Source organism: Sporosarcina sp. SAFN-015 (assembly GCF_059415085.1).
Genome location: NZ_JBPFDR010000003.1, coordinates 411,982 through 434,255, shown reverse-complemented (window position 1 = coordinate 434,255; position 22,274 = coordinate 411,982). Strand labels below are relative to the sequence as shown.

Annotated in this window: 21 protein-coding genes; 19 read left to right on the top strand and 2 right to left on the bottom strand. The window is 43.1% G+C overall.

Going from position 1 to position 22,274, the window contains the following annotated elements; genetic code table 11:
• A complete protein-coding gene (gene coaD / locus ACR65H_RS07955) occupies positions 1–492 on the top strand; it encodes a pantetheine-phosphate adenylyltransferase (RefSeq protein WP_440499613.1) in 492 nt (163 codons plus the stop codon).
• A gap of 45 nt (positions 493–537) precedes the next feature.
• Here the strand turns inward: coaD and ACR65H_RS07950 are convergent, their stop codons facing one another.
• Positions 538–1,401, bottom strand: a complete 864-nt coding sequence (locus tag ACR65H_RS07950; protein ID WP_440499612.1) for a hypothetical protein — start codon at positions 1,399–1,401, stop codon at positions 538–540.
• Positions 1,402–1,898: 497 nt separating this feature from the next.
• Between ACR65H_RS07950 and ACR65H_RS07945 the strand changes: the two genes are divergently transcribed.
• Positions 1,899–2,945 (top strand): SepM family pheromone-processing serine protease, encoded by a 1,047-nt coding sequence (locus ACR65H_RS07945; RefSeq protein ID WP_440499611.1) that lies wholly within the window; start codon positions 1,899–1,901, stop codon positions 2,943–2,945.
• On the opposite strand, the gene ACR65H_RS07940 is transcribed toward ACR65H_RS07945, so the two are convergent.
• Positions 2,918–4,159, bottom strand: a complete 1,242-nt coding sequence (locus ACR65H_RS07940) for a nucleotidyltransferase (RefSeq protein ID WP_440499610.1) — start codon at positions 4,157–4,159, stop codon at positions 2,918–2,920. The two genes, ACR65H_RS07945 and ACR65H_RS07940, sit on opposite strands and share 28 nt — an antisense overlap.
• A 128-nt stretch (positions 4,160–4,287) precedes the next feature.
• Between ACR65H_RS07940 and ACR65H_RS07935 the strand changes: the two genes are divergently transcribed.
• The 17 genes from ACR65H_RS07935 (at position 4,288) to ftsW (ending at position 22,263) form a co-directional block, all read left to right on the top strand.
• On the top strand, positions 4,288–4,821 hold the full coding sequence (locus ACR65H_RS07935) for a YceD family protein (protein ID WP_440499609.1): 534 nt from the start codon (positions 4,288–4,290) through the stop codon (positions 4,819–4,821).
• Between the two features lie 28 nt (positions 4,822–4,849).
• Positions 4,850–5,023, top strand: a complete 174-nt coding sequence (gene rpmF / locus ACR65H_RS07930; protein WP_440499608.1) for a 50S ribosomal protein L32 — start codon at positions 4,850–4,852, stop codon at positions 5,021–5,023.
• Positions 5,024–5,308: 285 nt separating this feature from the next.
• Entirely contained in the window at positions 5,309–6,067 is a 759-nt protein-coding gene (locus tag ACR65H_RS07925; RefSeq protein ID WP_440499607.1) for an enoyl-CoA hydratase/isomerase family protein, read from the top strand.
• A gap of 137 nt (positions 6,068–6,204) precedes the next feature.
• Positions 6,205–7,566, top strand: a complete 1,362-nt coding sequence (locus ACR65H_RS07920) for an acetyl-CoA carboxylase biotin carboxylase subunit (protein WP_440499606.1) — start codon at positions 6,205–6,207, stop codon at positions 7,564–7,566.
• Positions 7,563–7,778 carry a biotin/lipoyl-binding carrier protein gene (locus tag ACR65H_RS07915; protein ID WP_440499605.1) on the top strand — a complete coding sequence of 72 codons (216 nt, stop codon included), beginning with the start codon at positions 7,563–7,565 and terminating at the stop codon, positions 7,776–7,778. The genes ACR65H_RS07920 and ACR65H_RS07915 overlap by 4 nt, the downstream gene beginning before the upstream one ends.
• A gap of 65 nt (positions 7,779–7,843) precedes the next feature.
• Positions 7,844–9,385 carry an acyl-CoA carboxylase subunit beta gene (locus ACR65H_RS07910; RefSeq protein ID WP_440499665.1) on the top strand — a complete coding sequence of 514 codons (1,542 nt, stop codon included), beginning with the start codon at positions 7,844–7,846 and terminating at the stop codon, positions 9,383–9,385.
• A 66-nt stretch (positions 9,386–9,451) separates the two neighbouring features.
• The gene (locus tag ACR65H_RS07905) at positions 9,452–10,342 is read left to right on the top strand and encodes a 2-dehydropantoate 2-reductase (RefSeq protein ID WP_440499604.1); all 891 of its coding nucleotides are present in this window, start codon (positions 9,452–9,454) and stop codon (positions 10,340–10,342) included.
• A 5-nt stretch (positions 10,343–10,347) separates the two neighbouring features.
• On the top strand, positions 10,348–10,740 hold the full coding sequence (locus tag ACR65H_RS07900; protein ID WP_440499603.1) for a DUF3397 domain-containing protein: 393 nt from the start codon (positions 10,348–10,350) through the stop codon (positions 10,738–10,740).
• A 93-nt stretch (positions 10,741–10,833) separates the two neighbouring features.
• Positions 10,834–12,441 (top strand): bacillithiol biosynthesis cysteine-adding enzyme BshC, encoded by a 1,608-nt coding sequence (bshC, locus tag ACR65H_RS07895; RefSeq protein WP_440499602.1) that lies wholly within the window; start codon positions 10,834–10,836, stop codon positions 12,439–12,441.
• A 258-nt stretch (positions 12,442–12,699) separates the two neighbouring features.
• A complete protein-coding gene (mraZ, locus tag ACR65H_RS07890; protein WP_060209308.1) occupies positions 12,700–13,131 on the top strand; it encodes a division/cell wall cluster transcriptional repressor MraZ in 432 nt (143 codons plus the stop codon).
• A gap of 39 nt (positions 13,132–13,170) precedes the next feature.
• Entirely contained in the window at positions 13,171–14,103 is a 933-nt protein-coding gene (gene rsmH / locus ACR65H_RS07885; RefSeq protein ID WP_440499601.1) for a 16S rRNA (cytosine(1402)-N(4))-methyltransferase RsmH, read from the top strand.
• A gap of 16 nt (positions 14,104–14,119) precedes the next feature.
• Positions 14,120–14,500: a cell division protein FtsL gene (gene ftsL / locus ACR65H_RS07880; RefSeq protein WP_440499600.1), complete on the top strand. Its 381-nt coding sequence runs from the start codon at positions 14,120–14,122 to the stop codon at positions 14,498–14,500.
• Positions 14,501–14,535: 35 nt separating this feature from the next.
• On the top strand, positions 14,536–16,731 hold the full coding sequence (locus tag ACR65H_RS07875; protein WP_440499599.1) for a penicillin-binding transpeptidase domain-containing protein: 2,196 nt from the start codon (positions 14,536–14,538) through the stop codon (positions 16,729–16,731).
• 131 nt (positions 16,732–16,862) lie between these two features.
• The gene (locus ACR65H_RS07870; RefSeq protein ID WP_474762017.1) at positions 16,863–18,704 is read left to right on the top strand and encodes a penicillin-binding transpeptidase domain-containing protein; all 1,842 of its coding nucleotides are present in this window, start codon (positions 16,863–16,865) and stop codon (positions 18,702–18,704) included.
• 106 nt (positions 18,705–18,810) lie between these two features.
• The gene (gene mraY, locus ACR65H_RS07865) at positions 18,811–19,785 is read left to right on the top strand and encodes a phospho-N-acetylmuramoyl-pentapeptide-transferase (RefSeq protein WP_440499597.1); all 975 of its coding nucleotides are present in this window, start codon (positions 18,811–18,813) and stop codon (positions 19,783–19,785) included.
• Positions 19,786–21,135 (top strand): UDP-N-acetylmuramoyl-L-alanine--D-glutamate ligase, encoded by a 1,350-nt coding sequence (gene murD / locus ACR65H_RS07860; protein WP_440499596.1) that lies wholly within the window; start codon positions 19,786–19,788, stop codon positions 21,133–21,135. It abuts the gene before it with no gap.
• A 36-nt stretch (positions 21,136–21,171) separates the two neighbouring features.
• On the top strand, positions 21,172–22,263 hold the full coding sequence (ftsW, locus tag ACR65H_RS07855) for a putative lipid II flippase FtsW (RefSeq protein WP_440499595.1): 1,092 nt from the start codon (positions 21,172–21,174) through the stop codon (positions 22,261–22,263).
• Positions 22,264–22,274: the final 11 nt, after the last annotated feature.

The window sequence follows — 22,274 nt, the reverse complement described above, 5'->3', positions numbered from 1 at the left end:
ATGACAAAAAAGAGAATAGCAGTTGTGCCTGGCAGCTTCGATCCTATTACAAACGGTCATCTTGACATTATCGAAAGGGCAGCCAAAGTCTTTCCCGAAGTGAGAGTCGCTGTCATGAATAATTCGTCTAAAAATCCTTTATTCTCTGTGGAAGAACGGATGGATTTAATACGTGCAGTCACATCGAAATTTCCGAACGTCATCATCGATTCTTCATCAGGTCTTCTAATTGATTATGCACGCAGCGTTGAAGCTTCTGTCATTGTAAGGGGGTTGCGGGCAATCTCCGATTTTGAATATGAAATGCAAATCACTTCTATGAACAGAATGTTGGATGAAAGCATTGAGACATTCTTCGTCATGACGAAAAATCAATATTCATTTTTAAGCTCCAGTATTGTCAAAGAGGTTGCGCGGTATGGTGGTGACATTTCCGGCCTCGTCCCTGCCGTAGTCGAAAAGGCGTTGCGAGAAAAGTACATAGGTTCATAAAGTAGTGGAAAATGGTTATGACAAGGTATTTGTCATAACCATTTTTCATAATAAAAAATACAAGATGAGCGGCACGGTGATCACACTCCACACTCTGCTGAGAAAGTATGGGAAAAGGGGTGTATCTACCGTTTTCGCAATGACGAATACTTGCATATGGATGCTAAGACCGTTCAAAGAAATGATTGCAGCGATTAAAAAAGGGAATACTGGGCTTGTGAAAAAGTGGTCAGTCGCTGATTGTACGCCAGAAGTCATTTCGAATATAGCAAGAAGCACTGTTTTTGTGATACCTAGGTCAACTGTGAATGCTTTCGAAATGGCGGTTGTCAACACGTTGCCGAGGGAGGAGAAGAAAATGACCGTCGTCGCAACAAGAATGATGACAGTTGAACTGTCTTTTATCGACTCTAAAAAAGGTGAACTCGACTGTTTTTCTTTCAATTGAAGCTTTGAGCTATTTAATTCTTTACGTCCCTTCCTCATGACTAATAAAGCAAAAAGAAAAAAGAGGATATTTGCAATATGAATGGACGCCAAAAGCTTCCAACCGGACGCCGTGTCACCGAACAGTTCGGTGCCTACAAATCCTAATATGAACATGGGTCCTGGTGCATGGCATGCAGCAAGCAAGTATCCGCTTTCCCTTCTAGATAGCTCACCGTTTTTCACCATTTCTGTTACTGTAACAGCTCCGACAGGAAATCCTCCGAATGAACCGAGGATATACGCTTTCAAATATCGTTTCCAACTGCTCACCGACGGGTTTTCCACAGGCACTTTCAATAGCCATTGGGTCAAAATGATGTATGGAAGCAAATAGGGGAGCAAGGCGTGTACAAATAATTGAGCACCGGCTTCTGCACCGTCATGGGCAATACCGGGCTGTAAGATGAAGAGGATGATCAATCCCCATATAATGGCGATGCTGATCATAGAGCTTGACGTTGCATAGTATCTAAAGTGGTGAACATTCGTGTTCCTCCTTCCATGAAGAGTGTTGCAAATGATTGTTGTTAATGCTTTATTATGGATATTTTCGGTGGTACACTAATTACCAGCTGCCTTATCAATCAGCGAATACTGTCTGTCTAGGCTACGGGTACTTTTGTTGTGTCTAGCTTCGGGCGCTAGCTTCTCGGGTCATAAGTCAAAGCTGCTGCGTGGCAAAGAATGCCACTTCGCATCTTCGCCTTATGCCTGTCGAAGCTGAGCAAGCGCCCTCCGCTTTTCTTGTGTCTAGCTTCGGGCGCTAGCTTCTCGGGTCATAAGTCAAAGCTGCTGCGTGGCAAAGAGTGCCACTTCGCATCTTCGCCTTATGCCTGTCGAAGCTGAGTAAGCGCCCTCCGCTTTTCTTGTTATATATATGTCCCATCTGTACAGGCTATTAATGGAGGTGTGTAGGTATGAAGGCGAAAAGGGTTGGATTGACAGCTGTAGCAGTGCTTTTATTAATGTTTTTATTTGTTTATCCTCTTGAGGCATACATATCGAAACCAGGCGGGGCTTATGATTTGGCACCGATTGTAGAGGTCGAGGATGGAGATAAGGATGATGTAGGAACCTTCAATCTCATGACTATTTCGATAGGAAAAGCTACTCCTTTTTCCTATATTGCCTCAAAATTTTCTGATCGGATGAAATTGTTGCCGATCAATAAGGTGAGAAGAGAAGGGGAGGATGATAAAGAATATAATATTCGTCAAAAAAAGCTTATGTCAGATTCCCAATTCAATGCAATTACCGTAGCATTCAGTAAAGCTGGTATCCCAGTCGATATTACGTATGATGGGGTTTTCATCGTATCTGTCCTGCAAGACAGTGCATCTGATGGTAAGCTCGAAACGGGTGATAAAATCCGCTATGTCGATGGAGTGCAGTTAAAAGAAGGCGGACAGTTTGCATCATCTATTTCTGGCAAGGAAAAAGGCGACAAAGTCACCGTCACTGTGGAACGGGACTCAAAGATGGTGGATGTAGACATCACATTAAGTGAAATACCGAAATCGAACGGACGAATCGGTTTAGGTGTAGAATTCCAGGAAGATCGTGAACTGTCAACGGATCCGAAAGTGGATATCCACACGGCGGATATTGGCGGACCTTCCGCAGGACTTATGTTCACCTTGGAAATTATGAATCAGCTGCTTGACGAGGATTTGACAAAAGGGTATAACATCGCCGGAACCGGAGAAATGCTTTCCGATGGAACTGTCGGTAGGATTGGAGGAGCCGATTTCAAAATAATGGCGGCTGATCGGGAAGGCGTTGAAATCTTTTTTGCGCCAAACGATTATTTACCGGATGAAGTTCGTGAAAAGAATCCAGGAATATTGACGAACTATGAGGAAGCGGTAAAAACAGCAGAAAAAATAGGCACGAAAATGAAAATCGTGCCCGTGACTACAATCGATGATGCTCTAAATTACTTGAAAGATTTGGAAGAGAAGTGATTTTCCATAATTGGTGAGGTTACGTAATCCAAACCGATTTTCGAATGGTCGCTACCTTTTCCAAGCGCTAGCGCATATATGTCGGATGCGGAAATATCCATCTTCAACGCAGGATCGGAAAAAGAAGCGACTTTACTAATGAGTGGCAATCCAAGATTCTTTTTGCGGCCGCTTAAATAAGAACGACCTTCATTTGTCATTCCGAGTAAACGCAAATAAGACGGTTTTTCCATTTTAGAGCGCATTTCTTTCGTAAATCCAGTTAGTATATGCGTCAGCATCCGTTGAATCCTAGTCCATGTGTACCGTTTAGATTTGACGGCATCCATGAATGATTGGAATGAATCATGAGATTGTGCTGCGCGAAAGATGAGATTTTCAATTCCTTCTGAAACGTCTGCAATCGAACGAAGCCGGGAAGGACCATCTCGCAAAATTATATATCGCAAGTATGGGTAAAAGGTATCCCAGTTGCCGAAGGCCTTCCTTTCCGCATCCCATTCTATGAGCAGACGTCTTGTAGCTTGCGGAATAAAATCTGAAACTTCGTCAAGTGTTTCCGTGCTAAAGAACGATTTGCGGATTCCTGTTGCACTTGCAATTTTTTGGCTATCCAATGTGTCATCATGATAGCCGGCTCCCATTCGCTTGATCGTTACGGCTTCCATCGATGAACCGATCGATTGTACGGCTGCCATATAATGAAACCCTAAAATGTTGTTCGGCATGGACAAATCGGCCACAGGAATCTCTGGATGTCCCGCTTGGATTATTTTATACGCCTTATTCAGCGCCATTGGATAGCTTATTCCTTCTGCGACTGCATTCTTCACTGCTGATTCGTATTGAACGGTATGGCGGTCAATTAGCCGTAAGCTATTTTGAAAAGGCTCGATATTGCCGTCTTCGCTACCGAAACAAAAAGATTCACATCCAACAGCATCAAGCAGCTCGACTGCACCTTGCGCAAATAGAGGAGCGTTGGATGTTGCAAAACGGTAAGGAAGTTCAAATACAATGTCCACGCCGGATGCTAACGCCATCTTCGTCCTTGTCCATTTATCGACAAAAGAGGGCTCGCCCCTTTGTAGGAAATTTCCGCTCATCACTGCGATGATAACATCAGCATTCGTAGCGTTCCTCGCCTGCTGAGCATGGTAGACATGTCCATTATGCAATGGATTATATTCAACGACGATACCTGTAGCTTTCAATCTGTCCACCCCTTCGGTATAATCTAATTTACATTATACTTTGATGTGATTTAGGTGACAAGAAAATATCTTGACATCCCTTTTTATCCATTATATAATCAACAGTGTTGTCTTGAGGTGATATAGACGTGAAATGGTCCATTCATCAATTACAGAAATACAGACAAGGAGCAATGCCGCTTGACGAAGCGGTCAACCTTGACTCCGTCAAAAAACGGAATCCGGAAATCCGGGATATTAAGCCTGTCCATGTAACGGGCAGCTGCATAATCGGTTCGAAAAAACTAACTTGCCATTTCAAGCTTGAAGGTGTAATGACATTGCCTTGTTCACGAACTTGGGAAGATGTCGAATATCCTTTTTCAGTGGAAACGGACGAACAGTTCAGTTGGGATGAGGCTACACTTGCAACGGATGACATGATCCACCCGGTTGTCGGCGAAATCATTGATCCGACCCCGATCTTTGAAGAATTAGTTCTTCTCGAAGTTCCTATGCAGGTTTTCAGTGAAAAAGCTGAAGAGATGACAGGGGCAGAGGGGAAAGGCTGGTCTTATACAACCGACGAAGAATTCGAAGAGCGGCTCCGTGAAGAAAAGGAAAAGAAAGTTGATCCTCGATTGGCTGGATTAGCAGACTTTTTTAATTCGGACAAGGAATAGGCGATACGATACTAAGGAGGTGCCTCAAATGGCAGTACCAAAAAGAAGAACTTCAAAAACAGCTAAAAGACTTCGTCGTACGCATTACAAACTACAAGTTCCAGGCATGACAACTTGTGAAAATTGCGGCGAAATGAAACTTGCGCACCGCGTTTGCAAATCTTGCGGTCATTACAAAGGAAAAGACGTAGTAGGCGAATAAGTTCACCTGCTTAAAAACCACCGTGAGGCCATGGCTCCGGTGGTTTTTTTATATTATAAAGCTTCGGTTGGAGGTTAACTGCCACTCGAAGCTGGATTGACAGAAAAGCAGAGGCGGCACAGAGTAAAATAATTAAAAAAGATGAGTCAAAGATCCCGAAATGACAATAACTCTTGGGAAATGACCGATAAAGGCTGGAAAATGATCGATATGTGCTCTGAAGTGATCGATAACTCTATGGAAATGACCGATAACTTTTATTCAACTACCTAAGGAGGGGTTTGCATGTCCTATAAAATCGAAATCAATAATGGAATCGCAACTTTCACGATCAATCGGCCAGAAATGAGGAATGCGATTAATCACGCAGTCATGGATGGTCTTGAAATGTTTCTATCAGAAGTAGAATCGGATGCTAGCATAGCGTATGCAGTCGTAACAGGTGAAGGCGACCGTGCATTTTGTTCGGGCGGTGACCTATCTGAATTCCATGGATTCCGTACCGCGGACGAAGCTTACCCGATGTTGAGCAAGATGGCAGGGCTATTGTACAGATTGGCGTCATTGCCTGTACCTGTCATAGCACTCGTCAACGGAGCTGCAGTCGGTGGCGGATGCGAAATTGCCACAGCATGCGATTATAGGCTTGTCTCATCGAAAGCGAAAGCGGGATTCATCCAAGGTACATTAGCGATCACGAGCGGATGGGGAGGAGCTTCTCAACTATTCGTTAAAATGAACAATCACGGTACAGCATTAAAATTATTATCAGAAGCAAAAGTACATACAGCGGAACAATTGCAAACAATCGGTTGGGCAACAGGAATTTACGAAGGAAATGCACAAGATGCTTTAGAAGAATTCATTTGCGATATGAAGAAAATACATCCATCCGTTCATAAAGCGTATAAAAAGATAGCGATAGTGGATTGGGAGCAAAAAGGGCTTAAAGAAAGAATGCTCGAAGAATCAGCGCAATGCGCAAAACTATGGGAAAGCGATGCCCACCATGAAGCCGTTGCAAATTTCTTAACTAGAAAATAAATGAAATCCGTTATGTAAGAATATATGCAAGATCAGATTTTCAAAGGAATTCAGACAAATAGTTGAAAACGGTTTCATTCATCGTATAAACTAGTAATGGGGAGAAGTTTAAACAATGCAGCTTGGGGGGTTACTATATGAATAAAATACTTATTGCGAATCGTGGGGAAATCGCATTAAGGATCATGAAGACGTGCAAACGGCTTGGCATAAAGACTGTCGCTGTCCATTCTGAAGCCGATGTGCATATGCCGTTTGTCAAGTACGCGGATGAGGCAATTAGTATCGGACCTGGTCCTGTAGTGCAATCCTATTTGAAAGCGGAAGACATTATCGACGTAGCTTTGAAAGTTGGGGCGGACGCTGTTCATCCTGGCTACGGACTGTTATCCGAAAATGCATCCTTTGCACGTAAAGTGCGGGACGCAGGTTTGACATTTATTGGACCGGATGCGGAAACGATCGAATTGATGGGCGATAAAATTGCCTCGAGAATAAAAATGAAAAATGCGGGTGTACCGGTTGTGCCTGGCACAGATGAAGGAGTCTCCTCTATTGAGGAAGCGATTCAGGCTGCAGAAACGATTGGATATCCGATCATGTTAAAAGCGAGTGCGGGTGGTGGCGGCATCGGAATGGTGCGATGTGAAAATGAGCAAGCGCTCAGTCAACATTTTCAATCTGTTAAAAGCCGAGCGAAAGCGTATTTTGGTGATGATATCGTTTTTCTTGAAAAGTTCGTCGAAAACGCACGCCATATTGAAGTGCAAATTTTCGGGGATGATAAAGGGAATATCGTCCATCTATTCGAACGTAATTGTTCCGTACAGAGAAGGAATCAGAAAGTGATCGAAGAATCTCCATCGCCTTCCTTGAAGGGAGAAGTGGCTGAGCGGCTATATAAGGCTGCTGTTGCCGCGGGGGAAGCGGTCGGGTACCGGAATGCTGGTACTGTCGAATTTATTTTATCGGAAAATGATGAGTTTTATTTCCTCGAAATGAATACCCGTCTTCAAGTGGAGCATCCCGTTACGGAAGAAGTAACCGGATATGATTTAGTCGAGTGGCAGATTGAAGTGGCCAAAGGTAATGAATTGCCGGTAAAGGATCAGCAACAGATCAAAAGCCATGGGCATGCGATTGAATTCCGTATTTATGCGGAGGATCCAGTTACGTTCATGCCTTCCCCAGGGACAATCCGTAAAATGGCTTGGAATAATCATGCAAATGTGCGCATTGACTCGGGCTATGAAGAAGGCGGAAATATAACACCGTTTTATGATCCAATGATAGCGAAGGTGATCATACATGCGGAAGGACGACAAGAAGCGATTAGCGAAGCGGTTAATTTTTTTGACACTTTCACGATTGAAGGAGTGAAATCAAATATTCCACTCTTTAAACATTTCATAGGTTCAGTAGAATTTAAGGAAGGCAATTATAATACGAATGTACTGACAGAATGGTTGAAAACCGAAAAGGAGGAAGCGGAAAAATGACACAGATAAAAGCGGCAATGGCAGGTACGGTATTTACAGTGAATGTATTTGAAGGGGAAGAAGTGCAAGCGGGCCAAGTGGTCATCGTTCTGGAGTCGATGAAGATGGAGATTCCTGTCGAGACGGAGGTTTCTGGAAAAGTGACATCCATTAATGTCCAAGTTGGAGATTTTGTAAATGAAGAGGATGTATTGGCGGTAATTGAGGGATAAAAACTGTTTTGGTAAAGCAATGAACTGATGGGAATGTGATCGGAGGGGGTATAACGATGACGAATATGACAAAACAGACTAGTTATAACGAAAAGCTGGGAAAAAGAATTGAGAAGGTGCTCTCAGGAGGACATCCAAAATATCATGAAAAATTAAAAGAGCAGGGTAAACTGTTTGTACGCGATCGCCTCAAGCTGCTATTCGATGATGGCAAGTATATGGAGGATGGACGGTTCGCAAATTGTGAAGCTGAAGATTTACCGGCGGATGGCGTTGTTACTGCTATTGGGAAAGTGAATGGGCAAACTGTTTGCGTTATGGCAAATGACTCGACGGTAAAAGCGGGTTCTTGGGGATCGAGAACTGTTGAGAAAATTATCCGCATCCAAGAAATTGCTGAGAAGAACAGAGTGCCGATGTTATACCTTGTCGATTCCGCAGGAGCGCGTATAACAGATCAGCTTGAAATGTTCCCAAACCGCCGTGGTGCGGGAAGGATATTCCACAATCAAGTAAGATTATCGGGTTTCATACCGCAAATCTGTCTGTTATTCGGACCTTCAGCTGCCGGAGGGGCTTATATTCCAGCGTTTTGCGATATAGTCATCATGGTGGAAGGCAATGCTTCCATGTATTTAGGGTCTCCACGGATGGCGGAAAAAGTGATTGGCGAAAAAGTGTCACTGGAAGAGATGGGCGGCGCTAGAATGCATTGCACTGTAAGCGGATGCGGCGATGTGCTCGTAGAAAGCGAAGAACAAGCGATTAGCGAAGCGCGGCGCTATCTCAATTATTTTCCAGCTAACTACACTGAAAAACCTTCCATGAAAGAGGCAATTGCAGCTAAGGCGGGCAGGTCTTTGGAAGAGATTATTCCTGAAAACCAAAATGCACCGTTTGATATGTATGAAGCAATTGGTGCTTTGATTGACGAAGGTAGTTTCTTTGATATTAAGAAATTATTCGCACCGGAACTTATTACAGGACTCGCTCGGATTGAAGGGCAGTCAGTAGGAATTATCGCAAATCAGCCAAAAGTGAAAGGAGGCGTCCTTTTCGTCGATTCGGCGGATAAAGCGGCCAAATTCATTAACTTATGCGATGCATTTTCTATCCCGCTATTGTTCTTGGCGGATGTCCCTGGCTTCATGATCGGTACAAAAGTGGAGCGTGACGGTATTATCCGGCATGGTGCGAAATTGATTATGGCGATGAGTTCGGCAACTGTTCCTAAAATTTCTGTCGTCGTCCGGAAAGCTTATGGTGCTGGACTTTATGCAATGGCAGGACCTGCTTTCGAGCCCGATGTATGCATTGCGCTGCCGACTGCGCAGATTGCAGTGATGGGTCCAGAGGCTGCGGTCAATGCAGTCTATTCAAATAAAATCGAAGCGATCGAGGATCCGAAAGAGAAAATAGCTTTCGTTCAGGCGAAACACAAAGAATATAAAGAGGAAATCGATATTTATAAAATGGCTTCTGAGCTGATTATCGACGAGATTGTCTCGCCTTCGGATTTGAGAAGCGTACTTGCCGATCGTTTCCGCTTTTACTCAACAAAAGAACTTCCATTACCACCTAAAAAACATTCTGTCTTTCCTGTATAATTGAATATAAGGAAAAATAAAGGGCGCCTTTCTAGAGGTCGCCCTTTTAAAAAAGGGGAGAAATGGATGGAGGTTGTTATCGCAGGTGCGGGTTCTATTGGTTTGCTCATAGGCTCCTATTTAATAGAGACGGGGGCAAAAGTTGTGTTTTATGTAAGACGCGAAAAACAGGCGGCTACTATTAGAGAGCATGGAATAAGGCGGATCAATAGCGACGGTTCAGAAGTGGATTTGAACGCGGAAGCAGAAACCGATATTGAAAAATTGCCAGGAAATGCCCCGTGGATCGTCGCGACGAAGTACGGTGGAGTCGCATCGATTGTTGATGACATTCTTGAAAGAAATATAAAGAGTCCAGTCATGTTCGTTCAAAATGGATATGAACATTTCCATTTTGTAAGCGAAACTTCAATGCCCAATGTGTTTTTTGCGACTGTTGAACATGGCGCGGGACGTTTGGATGATCGCACTGTATCACATAACGGAGTAGGTACTATAAAGATTGCTCCTTACAGAGGAGATGGGACAAGTTTTGATTTTATGAAGGATGCAAATTCATCTTTGTTTCCAGTGGCGTTTACAAATGACGCACAACAAATTGTTTTGCGCAAAGTATTGATAAATTGCATGATCAATCCATTAACAGCTATTTTGCAAGTGAGGAACGGGGAATTAGTGGAGAATAGGTACGCTAAAACACTCTTTGATCAATTGTTTGAGGAAATCAATGCTGCTTTTCCTGAAATGCAAGGAGATTTATCGAAAGCGGTCGTTGAAGAAGTTTGTATTAGAACCGCAAAAAATAAATCATCCATGTTGATCGATCGGATGAATGGGAATCCGATGGAGATTGAAACGGTTGTTTCGTCAGTTATTCAAATGGGCGAGAGGCGTGGGGCGCGTTTGGGTTTATTGCAAACTCTCGAAAAAATGCTGCTTGCGATAGATAGGAGTTGATCGGCATGATAAATGGCTTCTTGTCTATACTTACAGGAATCATCGTTTTATTTCCATTTCTCATAACGATTCTATTCCTGATCGGAATGAGGAAAATGGGCACAGCGCCTGCCGCAGTTATCGGGAAAGCGGCAGACTTTACAACCCCTTTTTTGTTTTTATCGGTGTATATTACATCTATGACGATTTTTGGTAAAGGAACTGGTTTTTATATTTCAGCTATCGCCATTTTGATCGCCATTCTCTTTACGGTTGTTGAAAGGCTGAAGGAAAAGGAGTTCCAAATAACTCGTGTCATGCAGAAAACCTGGAGATTGTACTTTCTCGTATTGTCCTTTACTTATATCGTACTTCTCATTATCGGTCTTAGCTTTAAAATATCGGAATATGTAAAATGACGTAATTCAGTTCAGATGGTAAGCGTATATTTTTCATTCCGATGATTGAGAATGATATACTCTGTTCATACAAGTAAAAAAGGGGCATCAATGATGGAAATCAAGTCAATGACATTGAATAATGGAAATAAAGTAATGCAAGCTTACAATCATGATGAACAATTCATACATAATTTTTTTGATTATAGAAATGAAAGCAGGTCCTATCCAGAAAGGTTGAAGGAATTATCCAATCGGCCGTTTCTTAGGAAAGAGCTTTCTTCAGTAATTCGTTCCTTCATGGAGCCATTTGGTATTTCAAAAAAGGCATCTATGCATCTTGAAGAACTTACTGGAAATGGAGTTGTCGTTATTGGCGGGCAGCAAGCAGGCATCATGACTGGACCGCTCTATTCCGTTCACAAAGCGATTACAGTTATTCTACTTGCAGAGGAGAAAAGGAAAGAGCTTGGGGTTCCTGTCATCCCTGTGTTTTGGGTCGCGGGGGAAGATCATGACTTGAATGAAATCAATCATGTCTATACAGAATCCTCCCAAGGAACGACAAAACATAAGTACCCGGAGAAATTCATTCTGAAATTAATGGCGTCCGATGCAACATATAATCGCAAGGAAATGACTTCATTCGTAGAAGGTGTGTTTCGCCAATTCGGTGAAACGGCGCATACTCGTGAATTGCTTGTGGAAGTGTTGACTGCAGTCGAGGCAGAAGAAACTTTCACTAGTTTTTTCGTTCGATTAATGAATGGTCTTTTCCAAGAGCAAGGACTCCTCTTCATCGATTCAGCGTACAAGCCGTTGCGTGAAATCGAAAAAAGCCATTTTGAAAAAATGATAACGGGATCTGATGAGATTGCCCGATTGGTCGTCGAAAAGGAAGAACAATATTCCGGTTTAGGATTTGGAAAGCCAATCGAAGCAGAAAAGGATGGGGCGCATCTGTTTTATGTACATGAAACTGGCCGAGTCCTTCTGTCCAGGGAGGATGGGCATTTTGTGAACGACAGTACAGGCATCCGCTTCACTCGCGAAGAAATGCTGAATATCGCTGTCGAAAAGCCTTGGCTATTAAGCAATAATGTTGCCACACGTCCTATCATGCAGGACCTTGTGTTTCCGGTGCTTGCATTCGTCGGAGGACCTGGTGAAATTGCATACTGGGCTTTATTGAAAGACGCTTTTCATCTTTTCGGAATTCAGATGCCGATCATCGTTCCCCGTGTATCGATGACATTGGTTTCCAAACGGGCAAAGCAGGCAATGGAGTCAGTTTCTTTGACGCTGGAAGATGTGTTCTCTGGAAAAGTTCTAGAAGTCAGAGAGCAATTTATTGATTCGTTACAAAACGAACAATTTGAAAAGCTGCTTACGGAAACGGAAATGCTATTAAAAGGGAAATACGAAAAGCTCAGAGAAGGCTCAAGCACGGCAATGTTGCAGTTGCTAGAGAAAAATCTGAAGTTCCATGAAAAGCAGTTGGATTATATAAGGAAGAAGGCGGAGGAGGAGTTGTTGATTCAACACGAAACGGCCCTTCGCAAATATAGCATCCTTGAAAACGAGCTATTGCCGGAAGGATCTTTGCAAGAGCGTATTTTTACTCCATACATTTTCATGAATCAATATGGACCTGAATTAGTACAAGACTTGCTTCGCCAGCCGATTACAATGGACGGAACTCACCAAATCGTATATTTGTAAATAATGAAGAACGCCGATGCGGGCATTTGTTGTCTGCATTTGGCGTTTTTTTGTTTGTTTAAGACAGGGAATGCGAAACTTTTTTTGAGCAATTATGAGCTATTTAGAGAGTTAATGCATTTATGTAATCTAAGCGTGAATTTTATCGATATCTCAATGAAACAAGTACTATATACACATTTTACAAGGAAAATAGAATTTGAGTGGAGGAATGTGGAGGGATGTGGTACATTAAAAACATATAGTGGGGTGAAGAGTATGTTCATGGGCGAATATCAGCACACTGTAGATGCAAAAGGCCGTTTGATAGTCCCTTCGAAATTCAGGGAATATCTAATGGATGGTTTTGTGCTGACTCGTGGATTGGATAACTGCCTCTTCGGTTACCCTATGGAGGAATGGAAGCGACTAGAGGAAAAATTGAAGGCGTTGCCGGTTACGAAAAAGGATGCCCGCGCATTCGCCCGATTCTTTTTCTCAGGTGCCACAGAAGTTGAAATTGACAAGCAGGGCCGTGTCAATATTCCATCCTCATTACTCGATTACGCGAAAGTTGAAAAAGATTGTGTCGTTATCGGTGTTTCAAGCCGCATAGAAATTTGGTCAAAATCGTCTTGGGATTCTTATTACGACGAGTCGGAGCAATCATTCAATGAAATCGCGGAAAACATTATTGATTTTGATTTTTAACTTGATGATTTATTAAAAAATGGAAAGTAGGCGGTTTCAATGTTCGATCACACAACAGTATTACTTCACGAAGCCGTCGATGGGCTCAACATTAAACCTGATGGCATTTATGTCGATTGCACGCTTGGTGGTGCAGGGCATAGCTTAGAAATTGTGAAGAAGCTAACAGCTGGCGGCAGATTGATTTGCTTCGATCAAGATACGACAGCTATTGACGCTGCGGAAGTGAAGTTGAAGGATTATTTGGAGCAAGTTACATTTATCCATTCAAATTTCAGGAATTTGAAATATGAATTGGAGAAGATTAATGTTCATTCGGTGGACGGCATTCTATATGATTTAGGTGTTTCCTCGCCCCAGCTCGACACTCCGGAACGAGGATTCAGTTACAATCATGATGCTTTGCTTGATATGCGCATGAACACTGAGGCGGATTTGACTGCATTTGACGTAGTGAATGAATGGTCTTATGAAGATTTGGTTCGCATCTTTTTCAGATATGGGGAAGAGAAGTTCTCCAAAAGTATTGCCCGAAAGATCGAAGAGGCACGGAAAAACGCACCCATCAAGACAACGGGCGAGCTTGTCGAATTGATCAAAGAAGGGATTCCTGCCGCAGCACGCAGAACTGGTGGACATCCAGCGAAAAGGGTTTTCCAAGCAATCAGAATAGCTGTGAACGACGAACTTGGAGCAGCGGAAGATTCCTTGACCGAAGCATTGACGGTTATGAATCCGGGTGGACGCATTAGTGTCATCACTTTCCATTCACTTGAAGACAGATTGTGCAAGACGATTTTTAAAGAAGCGTCATCCATGCCGGAACTGCCGCCTAATTTGCCAATTGTTCCTGAAGGTATGGAGCCCGATTTTAAATTAATCACAAGGAAACCGATCCTTCCAAGCGAGGAAGAAATCGAAGTGAATAAAAGATCCAGATCTGCAAAATTGCGGGTCATAGAGAAAAAATAAAGGGGGAACTTGTTAAATGGCATTGGAACAGAGAAGCTTTCAAATGAATACAATACATGAAGTACATGCACCTCAACAACCTAAGACACATGAGACCCAACAGCCTGCGAGGCGTTCACGAAAACTATTCTCGACAGGGGAAAAATTCCTGTTCGTGCTGTTCGCGGCAGTTCTCGTTATCCTCTCTACAATGGTTTTGCATACACAAGCTCAAATTAATGATACAAACAAGGAAGTACAAGAAATCAACAAAGAAATTGCAGAAACTACAAAACAAAATACAGAGTTGTCCATACAAGTGAGCGAAAAATCTACATATGAAGTAATTTGGAATAAAGCGAAGGAGCTCGGCTTGAATCTTAACGAGAAAAACGTAAAGGTCGTGCCTGGACGATGAAAAAGAAGTTTCGATTTCAATGGGGAGCCTTTCTGATGTTCGTAGTTTTCGGAGGGCTCTTTTTTCTTTTGTTTGGGCGGTTGTTAAGCATTCAAATCACGGGACAGGCCGAAGGAAGACAGATGGCTGCCATGGCTGAAGCGAAATATGCAAGGGAGTCCATCCTTAAAGCCGAAAGAGGCAAAATCGTCGATCGAAATGGTGAATTAATTGCTTCCGATACTTTGAGCTATCGATTGATCGCAATATTGAATGAAAAAGCGACTGAAAAAGGCGCAAAAAAGAAAAGGCATGTAACTGACTTTGATAAGGCTGCGGATTTGCTAAGCAGGTTCATCCCGATGGAGAAAGAAAAAATGATCCAGATTAGGGATTCGGCTGTAAAGAAAAATTCGGAAGTCTACCAAATCGAGTTTGGAAAAGCAGGACGCGACATTAGTCATGAAACGATGCTAGCCATTAAAGAAGCTGCGGAAAAAGAAGGCGTTACGGGTCTGCAATTCATTGAAGATAAAAAACGTTTTTATCCAAATGGTGATTTCGCATCTTATTTGATTGGGTTTGCGATGCGAGAAGAAGATAAGGACAAGAATGTGTCTACAGTTGGTAAAATGGGTCTCGAAAAGACATATAACGAAGCGTTAACCGGAACGGACGGTAAGGTGGATTATAAAACTGATATATGGGGATATCTCTTGCCAAAATCAGAGGAGAAAATTGTTGCGGCAAAAGATGGAATGACGATTCAATTGACGATTGATAAAACGATCCAGAACTTTGTCGAAGATGCAATGAATCAAGTCAATCAGAAATATTCTCCTAAAAAAATGCTTGTCGTCGTCACCAATCCGAAGACCGGGGAAATCTATGCGATGAGCCAACGTCCTTCTTTCCATCCTGCCACTCGTGAAGGATTGACGGAAAACTGGCTGAATGAAGCAGTTCAGAATACGATTGAGCCTGGTTCTACGATGAAAATGTTTACATTGGCCGCTGCAATCGAGGAGAAGAAATGGGATCCATACGCCGAGTATCAGTCAGGACAATATACAATCTATGATAAAACAATTAGGGACGTTAATCGTACCGGCTGGGGTAGAATCACTTTCTTAGAAGGGTTCCAAAGATCATCGAACGTATCGATGGCCTATTTGTTAGAAAGAATGGGCGACCGGACATTCATCGAATATTTACATGGTTTCGGCTTTGGTGAAAAGGTCGGAATCGACTTACCAAATGAAGTACCGGGCATAATTTTGGATATTAATCCAAGTGAAAGATTAACAACTTCATATGGACAAGGATCTACTGTCACCCCTATCCAAATGATCCAAGCCGCGAATGCAATTGCGAATGACGGCAAGATGATGAAGCCGTATGTCATCGATAAAATTGTTGATCCGAACACTGGTGAAGTCGTAGAGGATCATAAGGCGGAAGAGAGGAAATCCCCGATCTCAGCGGAAACTGCGAAGCAGGTCCGAGAGGTTTTAGCTTCTACAGTCACTTCTGACGTTGGTACAGGGCGGAAATTTGCGCTTTCTGGATATTCCGTCGGTGGAAAGACGGGAACTGCTGAAATTTCGGAAGGCGGGGGCTATCTGTACGGGGACGGCAATTATCTTTATTCATTCCTCGGAATGGCTCCAATCGATGATCCGCAATTATTGACATATGTAATTGTCCAACAGCCAAAACTTGAACCAGGACAATATGGATCGGATCCCGTCGCCGAGTTGTTTACTTCCATAATGGAAAGCAGCTTGAAGTATATGAATATACTTCCAGAGGATAGTCAAACATCATCGACAAAATCACTCTCAAACCATATTGGAGAAGATGCAGCATCCTCGATGGCAACACTTGAACAACAAGGATTTTCTCCGGTGTTGATCGGTGAGGGGGGCAAGGTGAAAAGCCAATACCCAGAAGAGGGTACAAAGTTGAGTGATGGCTCACTAGTCTTGTTGGAAACTGAGGGAGATACAACCCTTCCAAATTTTTCCGGGTGGTCGAAAAAAATGGCTCTATCATTTAAAATGTTATCTGGACTTGATATTCGATTGAACGGCGATGGATTTGTGACCGAACAAAGTCTTTCTGCGGGAGCTGTCATTAGTAAAAATGATCCCGTTGTACTTCAGCTAAAATCACCCGAAGATCAGCATACACCAATTGAACAAAATGAAGCGGAAGAAGATGAGGAAGTAGAAGAGATAATTGGTGGATGATGTATAGCTGTCCCCGCCCATTCATAGGTTGATAGAAAAACGAAAGGTGTGGGGCTCTGCGTAAATATGCTGATTTGCAATCAAAGAAGCGATTGCGGGCAGTTTTCATCATTTTTCTCATATCCATTTCCATGGTTATAGCAAAGCTCTTCCACGTTCAAATCATTAAACATGAATGGTTGAAAGCGCGTGCGGAAGAGAACTGGGATCGGGAAATCCCTTTTGGCGCAATCAGGGGGGAAATCCAAGATCGAAACGGTCAGCTGATCGTTGGAAACCAACTTGCTCCGACGCTATATTTTATGCCTTCTCAAAACAAAGAACCGGAAAAGGCGGCAGCACTGCTAGCGGATATATTGCAAGTCGACAAGGAAGTATTGTTGAAAAAGATGACAAAGAAATCTTATATGAACAAGTTGGCTCCTGAAGGCAAAAATATCACTCAGGAACAGGCGACAGAAATTTCCAAGTTGCAAATCGATGGCTTGTATACGGGAGTGGATTTTGTTAGGAACTACCCGTATGGTGAAATGCTTTCGAGGCTGATCGGTTTTACGGGTTTCGATGGAACAGGCCTTGCGGGCATTGAATATGCGTACGATGAAATTTTGCAAGGCACAGGTGATAAAATTCGCCTTTACACTGATGCGAAGGCGATACCGTTGCCACATGTCGATGATGGTTTCCAAACAGGTAAGAATGGTGCTACATTAGGACTGACAATTGATGTCGATATGCAAAAAGTTATGGAACGGGAACTTATTCAGGCGATGGAAAAATATGATGCGACACAGGCAATCGGAATTATTATGAATCCGAAAACAGGTGAAATTCTTTCGTTAGTTTCAATGCCTACTTTCCATCCTGCGGAATACCAAGATACAGATCAGGCGATTTATAACCGGAATTTGCCGGTATGGATGACATTCGAACCGGGATCGACTTTTAAAATCGTTACACTCGCTGCTGGCCTTGAGGAAAAGGTGATCGATCTTCATAATGATTTTTTTAATGACCCTGGCTACACGATGGTTGCCAACGCTAGACTGCGTTGCTGGAAGCGGGAAGGGCATGGTCACCAGTCATACTTAGAAGTTGTAGAAAACTCCTGCAACCCAGGATTCATCGAAATCGGCCAGCGTTTAGGCGGTGTAAAGCTTGATCAATATATACGGGATTTTGGCTTTGGCGAAACGACAGGCTCTGGTATAGCCGGCGAAGCAAAAGGGATTCTTTTCTCAAAAGATGCATTCGGCCCAGTTGAACAAGCAACGACTGCCTTTGGCCAAGGGATTTCCGTAACACCGATTCAACAAGTGCAGGCTGTGGCGGCTGCTATAAATGGCGGATATTTGTATCGTCCGTATATTGTAAAGGAAATTAAGAATGATAAGGGAGAGACGTTGCAAACGTTTGAACCTGAAATGAAACGCCGCGTCATTAGCGAGGAAACTTCTGCCCAAGTAAGAGAAGCATTGGAATCTGTTGTCGCGAATGGCTCCGGCCGAGGCGCGTTCAACGATGGTCTCCGTGTCGGCGGCAAAACAGGGACTGCACAGAAAGTCGTGAATGGCACTTACAGCGACGGCGATTACATCGTTTCATTCATGGGGTTTGCTCCAGCAGACGATCCCGAATTACTTGTCTATGTAGCAGTTGATAGCCCGAAAAATTCAATTCAATTCGGCGGAGTCATTGCAGCACCGATTGTCGGCAGGATTATCGAAGAAATCGCGCCAATTGCCGGTATTGAAAAGAGAGAAGGGCAAATTGAGAAAGAATATAGATGGGGCGACCCTATTACACATCGAGTTCCTGATTTGACGGGCATGACGAAAGGAATGGTTGCCCGCCAATTACACACGTATCGTATAGAATGGCATGGTGAAGGCGACGTCATTAAATACCAAATGCCAGTCCCAGACTCATTAATGTCGGTGGACGATATCATCCACGTTTATACCGAAGAGTAGAAAAGCGGAAGGCGTTAGAAATGAAAAAACTTTCTAGCGCCTGAAGCTGGACAATAAAAATTAAGACAAACAACTACAGTTTCAAAACAGGTAAGGAGAACATACTATGACACTCGTCAATACAATTACGGTTATTGCCGTAGCATTTGTTATAACAGCAATTATCGGGACCGCTATCATTCCGTTGCTTAGAAGACTGAAATTCGGTCAGAGCATTAGGGAAGAAGGTCCTGAAGCCCATAAAAAGAAAGCGGGCACGCCTACAATGGGCGGCCTTATTTTCCTGGGCTCCATTATCATTACGATGATTGTCCTATCATACATATATGAAGACGTACTGACTACACAATCCATCGTATTGATGATTGTGCTTGCCGGCTTCGGTGTGATCGGATTTTTTGACGATTTCATCATAGTCGTCATGAAACGGAATTTAGGATTGACTTCCATCCAAAAACTTATTGGTCAAATCATTATTGCGGTTATCGCGTTTTTCTTATTAAAGATGGGTCCATTTGAAACGACGGTTGTAATTCCTTTCACGAATTTCACAGTAGATCTCGGCATTTTCTATGTCGCTTTCCTCATTTTTTGGCTTGTCGGTTTCTCGAATGCAGTCAACTTGTCGGATGGTCTCGATGGGCTTGTTGCAGGTACATCAACAATTGCTTTTGCCGCATTCGGTGTGCTTGGACTTGTTTATGAGCAATACGACATTGCAACTTTCGCATTTGTTGTAGCCGGGGCGATGCTTGGCTTTTTATTATTTAATATGAAGCCTGCTAAAGTATTTATGGGAGATACGGGTTCTTTAGCGCTAGGCGGTACGATTGCAATGCTTTCGATCCTTGTGAAACAGGAACTTCTCCTCGTTGTAATAGGGATTGTATATGTAATCGAAACATTATCTGTCATGATTCAAGTGACAAGCTTTAAGTTAACCGGAAAACGGGTATTTAGAATGAGCCCGATTCATCATCATTTTGAATTGTCGGGCTGGTCTGAGTGGAAAATCGTCATCGTTTTTTGGGGTGTGGCCCTTTTGGCCGCAATGATCCCTATTCTGTGGGAGGTGATGTAAATGCGAGAGCGATATGAATTCGAGGGCAAGAGATTTCTTGTGCTTGGTCTTGCTAAAAGTGGCTATGCCGCAGCGGATCTACTACATTCGCTAGGGGCTGATGTGGTCGTCAATGATTCATCTCCAGAGACGGGCAGCAAAGAAGTAACAGCATTGCGGGAAAAAGGGATTACAGTAATTTGTGGCGGACATCCGGAAAATATTTTGGATAAAGGCTTCGATACAATTGTTAAAAACCCGGGAATCCCGTATCATAATCCGGTTCTCAAACAAGCTGTGCAAAAAGGGATTCCGATTTGGACTGAAGTCGAGCTTTCTTACTTAATTAGCGAAGCTCCAATCATCGCCATCACTGGTTCCAACGGTAAGACAACAACGACTACACTTCTTTATCACATATTAAATATTGGTGGTAAACAGCCGTTAATCGCAGGAAATATAGGAACTGTTGCATGCACAGTCGCACAAAATGCAAAACCAGATGAAGTGATCGTCATGGAAGTATCCTCTTTTCAATTGGCAGGTACGGAAAGCTTCCGTCCAAAGATCGCCGTATGGACAAATTTATATGACGCGCATCTTGATTACCACGGAACGTCTGAAGAATATGCATTAGCTAAAGCGAAAGTGACAGATAATCAGACCGAGGAAGATTTCTTTATTTATAATGCCGATCAACATGAAATGCTGCCATATATCGAACGATCTGCTGCCATGAAGATCCCTTTTTCATTACAAGGGAAAAAAGCGGAAGGAATTTCCGCAGACGATGAGATGATCTATTGGCAAGGGGAACCGTTTGTGAAAAGATCGATCATCAAATTGCTCGGTCAGCATAATTTGGAAAATATTTTGGCTGCTACAGCTTCTGCAATTCTTATGGATTGCGACAAAGAAACGATAGAAAATGTTTTAAGTTCATTTACAGGGGTACGTCATCGGATGCAGTTTGTCAAAGAATTGAAAGGTAGGACGTTCTACAATGATTCGAAGGCAACAAATACATTGGCAACGAAAAGCGCTCTTTCCTCCTTTCAATCACCTGTCGTACTAATAGCTGGCGGATTGGATAGAGGGCACTCATTCGAGGAATTGCGACCTTATATGGGAAGAGTGAAAGCTGTCCTAGCACTCGGAGAAACTGCTGAAAGGCTCGTCGATTTCGCTGCTACATGTGGTGTCCCGCTTGCGGTAAAAGTGAGGTCAATGGAGGAGGCGGTACAGGAAGCCTATGGGGTCTCAGTTGAAGGGGATCAAATCTTGCTGTCGCCGGCTTGTGCCAGCTGGGACCAATATCCGAATTTTGAAGAACGTGGCGATGCATTTATAGAGGCTGTAATAAAACTTTAAGTCTACCATTCACTCCTTTACCAATAAGACGGAAGGATGCGTTCACTGGATCAAAAATTAAAAGCTGCCTTTATTATTTCGGCAGTGTCGTTATCGTTAATCGGATTAGTTTTTGTACATTCGGCAGGCTCTTACTGGGGGCAGGTCCATTATGCGGATTCATCTCCATTTATCGTGAAGCAAGGAATTTACATGGCTGTTTCAATATTTGTTGCCTTTATGCTAATGAAAGGGCGGTGGACTTCCAGTGAGTCATTTTGGACTGCCTTTTATTACATAACAATCTTATTGTTAGTTGCCGTTATGATTCCAGGCATAGGCGCTGTAAGGAACGGTTCCCAAAGTTGGATAGCTCTTGGTCCTTTTAGCATTCAGCCTGCTGAGTTCGTAAAAGTGGCGCTCATTGGTAAACTCGCTTGTAATATGAAGCAATCTTCTGGAAGGAATCCATTTAGGCTAAGCCATTTTGTTTTAATTTTATTGCCTGCAGCCTTAATCATGCTCCAACCAGACTTAGGTTCAGCAGTAATTATGATTGTTTCAGCTTTCGTCATTTTGTTTTTGGCGGGGTATCCGCTATCGTTCTTCGGTATACTGGGCCTCACAGGAATTGGGGCATTTGTTGCACTTATCGCAGCAGCTCCTTATCGTTTGGAACGCATAAAATCGTATATCGATCCGTGGAATGATCCGCTTGGAGCAGGCTTTCAAGGGATTCAGTCTTTATTCGCGATAGCGCCTGGAGGGTTGTTCGGTCACGGCTATGGCAATAGTAGGCAAAAGTATTTGTATTTGCCGGAACCGCAAAATGACTTTATATTTTCGATCATAGCCGAAGAGACAGGTTTCATTGGGGCGACATTCATTTTAGTCCTCTTTTCTGTTCTTCTTCTGTCTGCATTCGGAATTGCCATTCGGACGCATGATTATAAATCATTCTTAATGACGGCAGGGATGGCTTCAATGATCATCTTTCAAACATTCCTGAATGTCGGTGTTGTCTCTGGTTTATTGCCGGTTACAGGTGTGACATTGCCGTTCATTAGCTATGGAGGTTCATCGTTGCTAACAACTTGGATGGCGGCGGGGACTATTTTGCATTTTGCTTTTTATAGAGAACGAAGTTGAGGGGAGGGCAG

What these genes read in the sequence shown, in the direction of transcription:
- coaD (WP_440499613.1), top strand. Translation starts at nt 1, where the DNA reads ATGACAAAAAAGAGAATAGCAGTTGTGCCTGGCAGCTTCGATCCTATT.
- ACR65H_RS07945 (WP_440499611.1), top strand. Translation starts at nt 1,899, where the DNA reads ATGAAGGCGAAAAGGGTTGGATTGACAGCTGTAGCAGTGCTTTTATTA.
- rpmF (WP_440499608.1), top strand. Translation starts at nt 4,850, where the DNA reads ATGGCAGTACCAAAAAGAAGAACTTCAAAAACAGCTAAAAGACTTCGT.
- ACR65H_RS07925 (WP_440499607.1), top strand. Translation starts at nt 5,309, where the DNA reads ATGTCCTATAAAATCGAAATCAATAATGGAATCGCAACTTTCACGATC.
- ACR65H_RS07920 (WP_440499606.1), top strand. Translation starts at nt 6,205, where the DNA reads ATGAATAAAATACTTATTGCGAATCGTGGGGAAATCGCATTAAGGATC.
- ACR65H_RS07915 (WP_440499605.1), top strand. Translation starts at nt 7,563, where the DNA reads ATGACACAGATAAAAGCGGCAATGGCAGGTACGGTATTTACAGTGAAT.
- ACR65H_RS07910 (WP_440499665.1), top strand. Translation starts at nt 7,844, where the DNA reads ATGACAAAACAGACTAGTTATAACGAAAAGCTGGGAAAAAGAATTGAG.
- ACR65H_RS07905 (WP_440499604.1), top strand. Translation starts at nt 9,452, where the DNA reads ATGGAGGTTGTTATCGCAGGTGCGGGTTCTATTGGTTTGCTCATAGGC.
- ACR65H_RS07900 (WP_440499603.1), top strand. Translation starts at nt 10,348, where the DNA reads ATGATAAATGGCTTCTTGTCTATACTTACAGGAATCATCGTTTTATTT.
- bshC (WP_440499602.1), top strand. Translation starts at nt 10,834, where the DNA reads ATGGAAATCAAGTCAATGACATTGAATAATGGAAATAAAGTAATGCAA.
- mraZ (WP_060209308.1), top strand. Translation starts at nt 12,700, where the DNA reads ATGTTCATGGGCGAATATCAGCACACTGTAGATGCAAAAGGCCGTTTG.
- rsmH (WP_440499601.1), top strand. Translation starts at nt 13,171, where the DNA reads ATGTTCGATCACACAACAGTATTACTTCACGAAGCCGTCGATGGGCTC.
- ftsL (WP_440499600.1), top strand. Translation starts at nt 14,120, where the DNA reads ATGGCATTGGAACAGAGAAGCTTTCAAATGAATACAATACATGAAGTA.
- ACR65H_RS07875 (WP_440499599.1), top strand. Translation starts at nt 14,536, where the DNA reads ATGTTCGTAGTTTTCGGAGGGCTCTTTTTTCTTTTGTTTGGGCGGTTG.
- ACR65H_RS07870 (WP_474762017.1), top strand. Translation starts at nt 16,863, where the DNA reads ATGGTTATAGCAAAGCTCTTCCACGTTCAAATCATTAAACATGAATGG.
- mraY (WP_440499597.1), top strand. Translation starts at nt 18,811, where the DNA reads ATGACACTCGTCAATACAATTACGGTTATTGCCGTAGCATTTGTTATA.
- murD (WP_440499596.1), top strand. Translation starts at nt 19,786, where the DNA reads ATGCGAGAGCGATATGAATTCGAGGGCAAGAGATTTCTTGTGCTTGGT.
- ftsW (WP_440499595.1), top strand. Translation starts at nt 21,172, where the DNA reads ATGCGTTCACTGGATCAAAAATTAAAAGCTGCCTTTATTATTTCGGCA.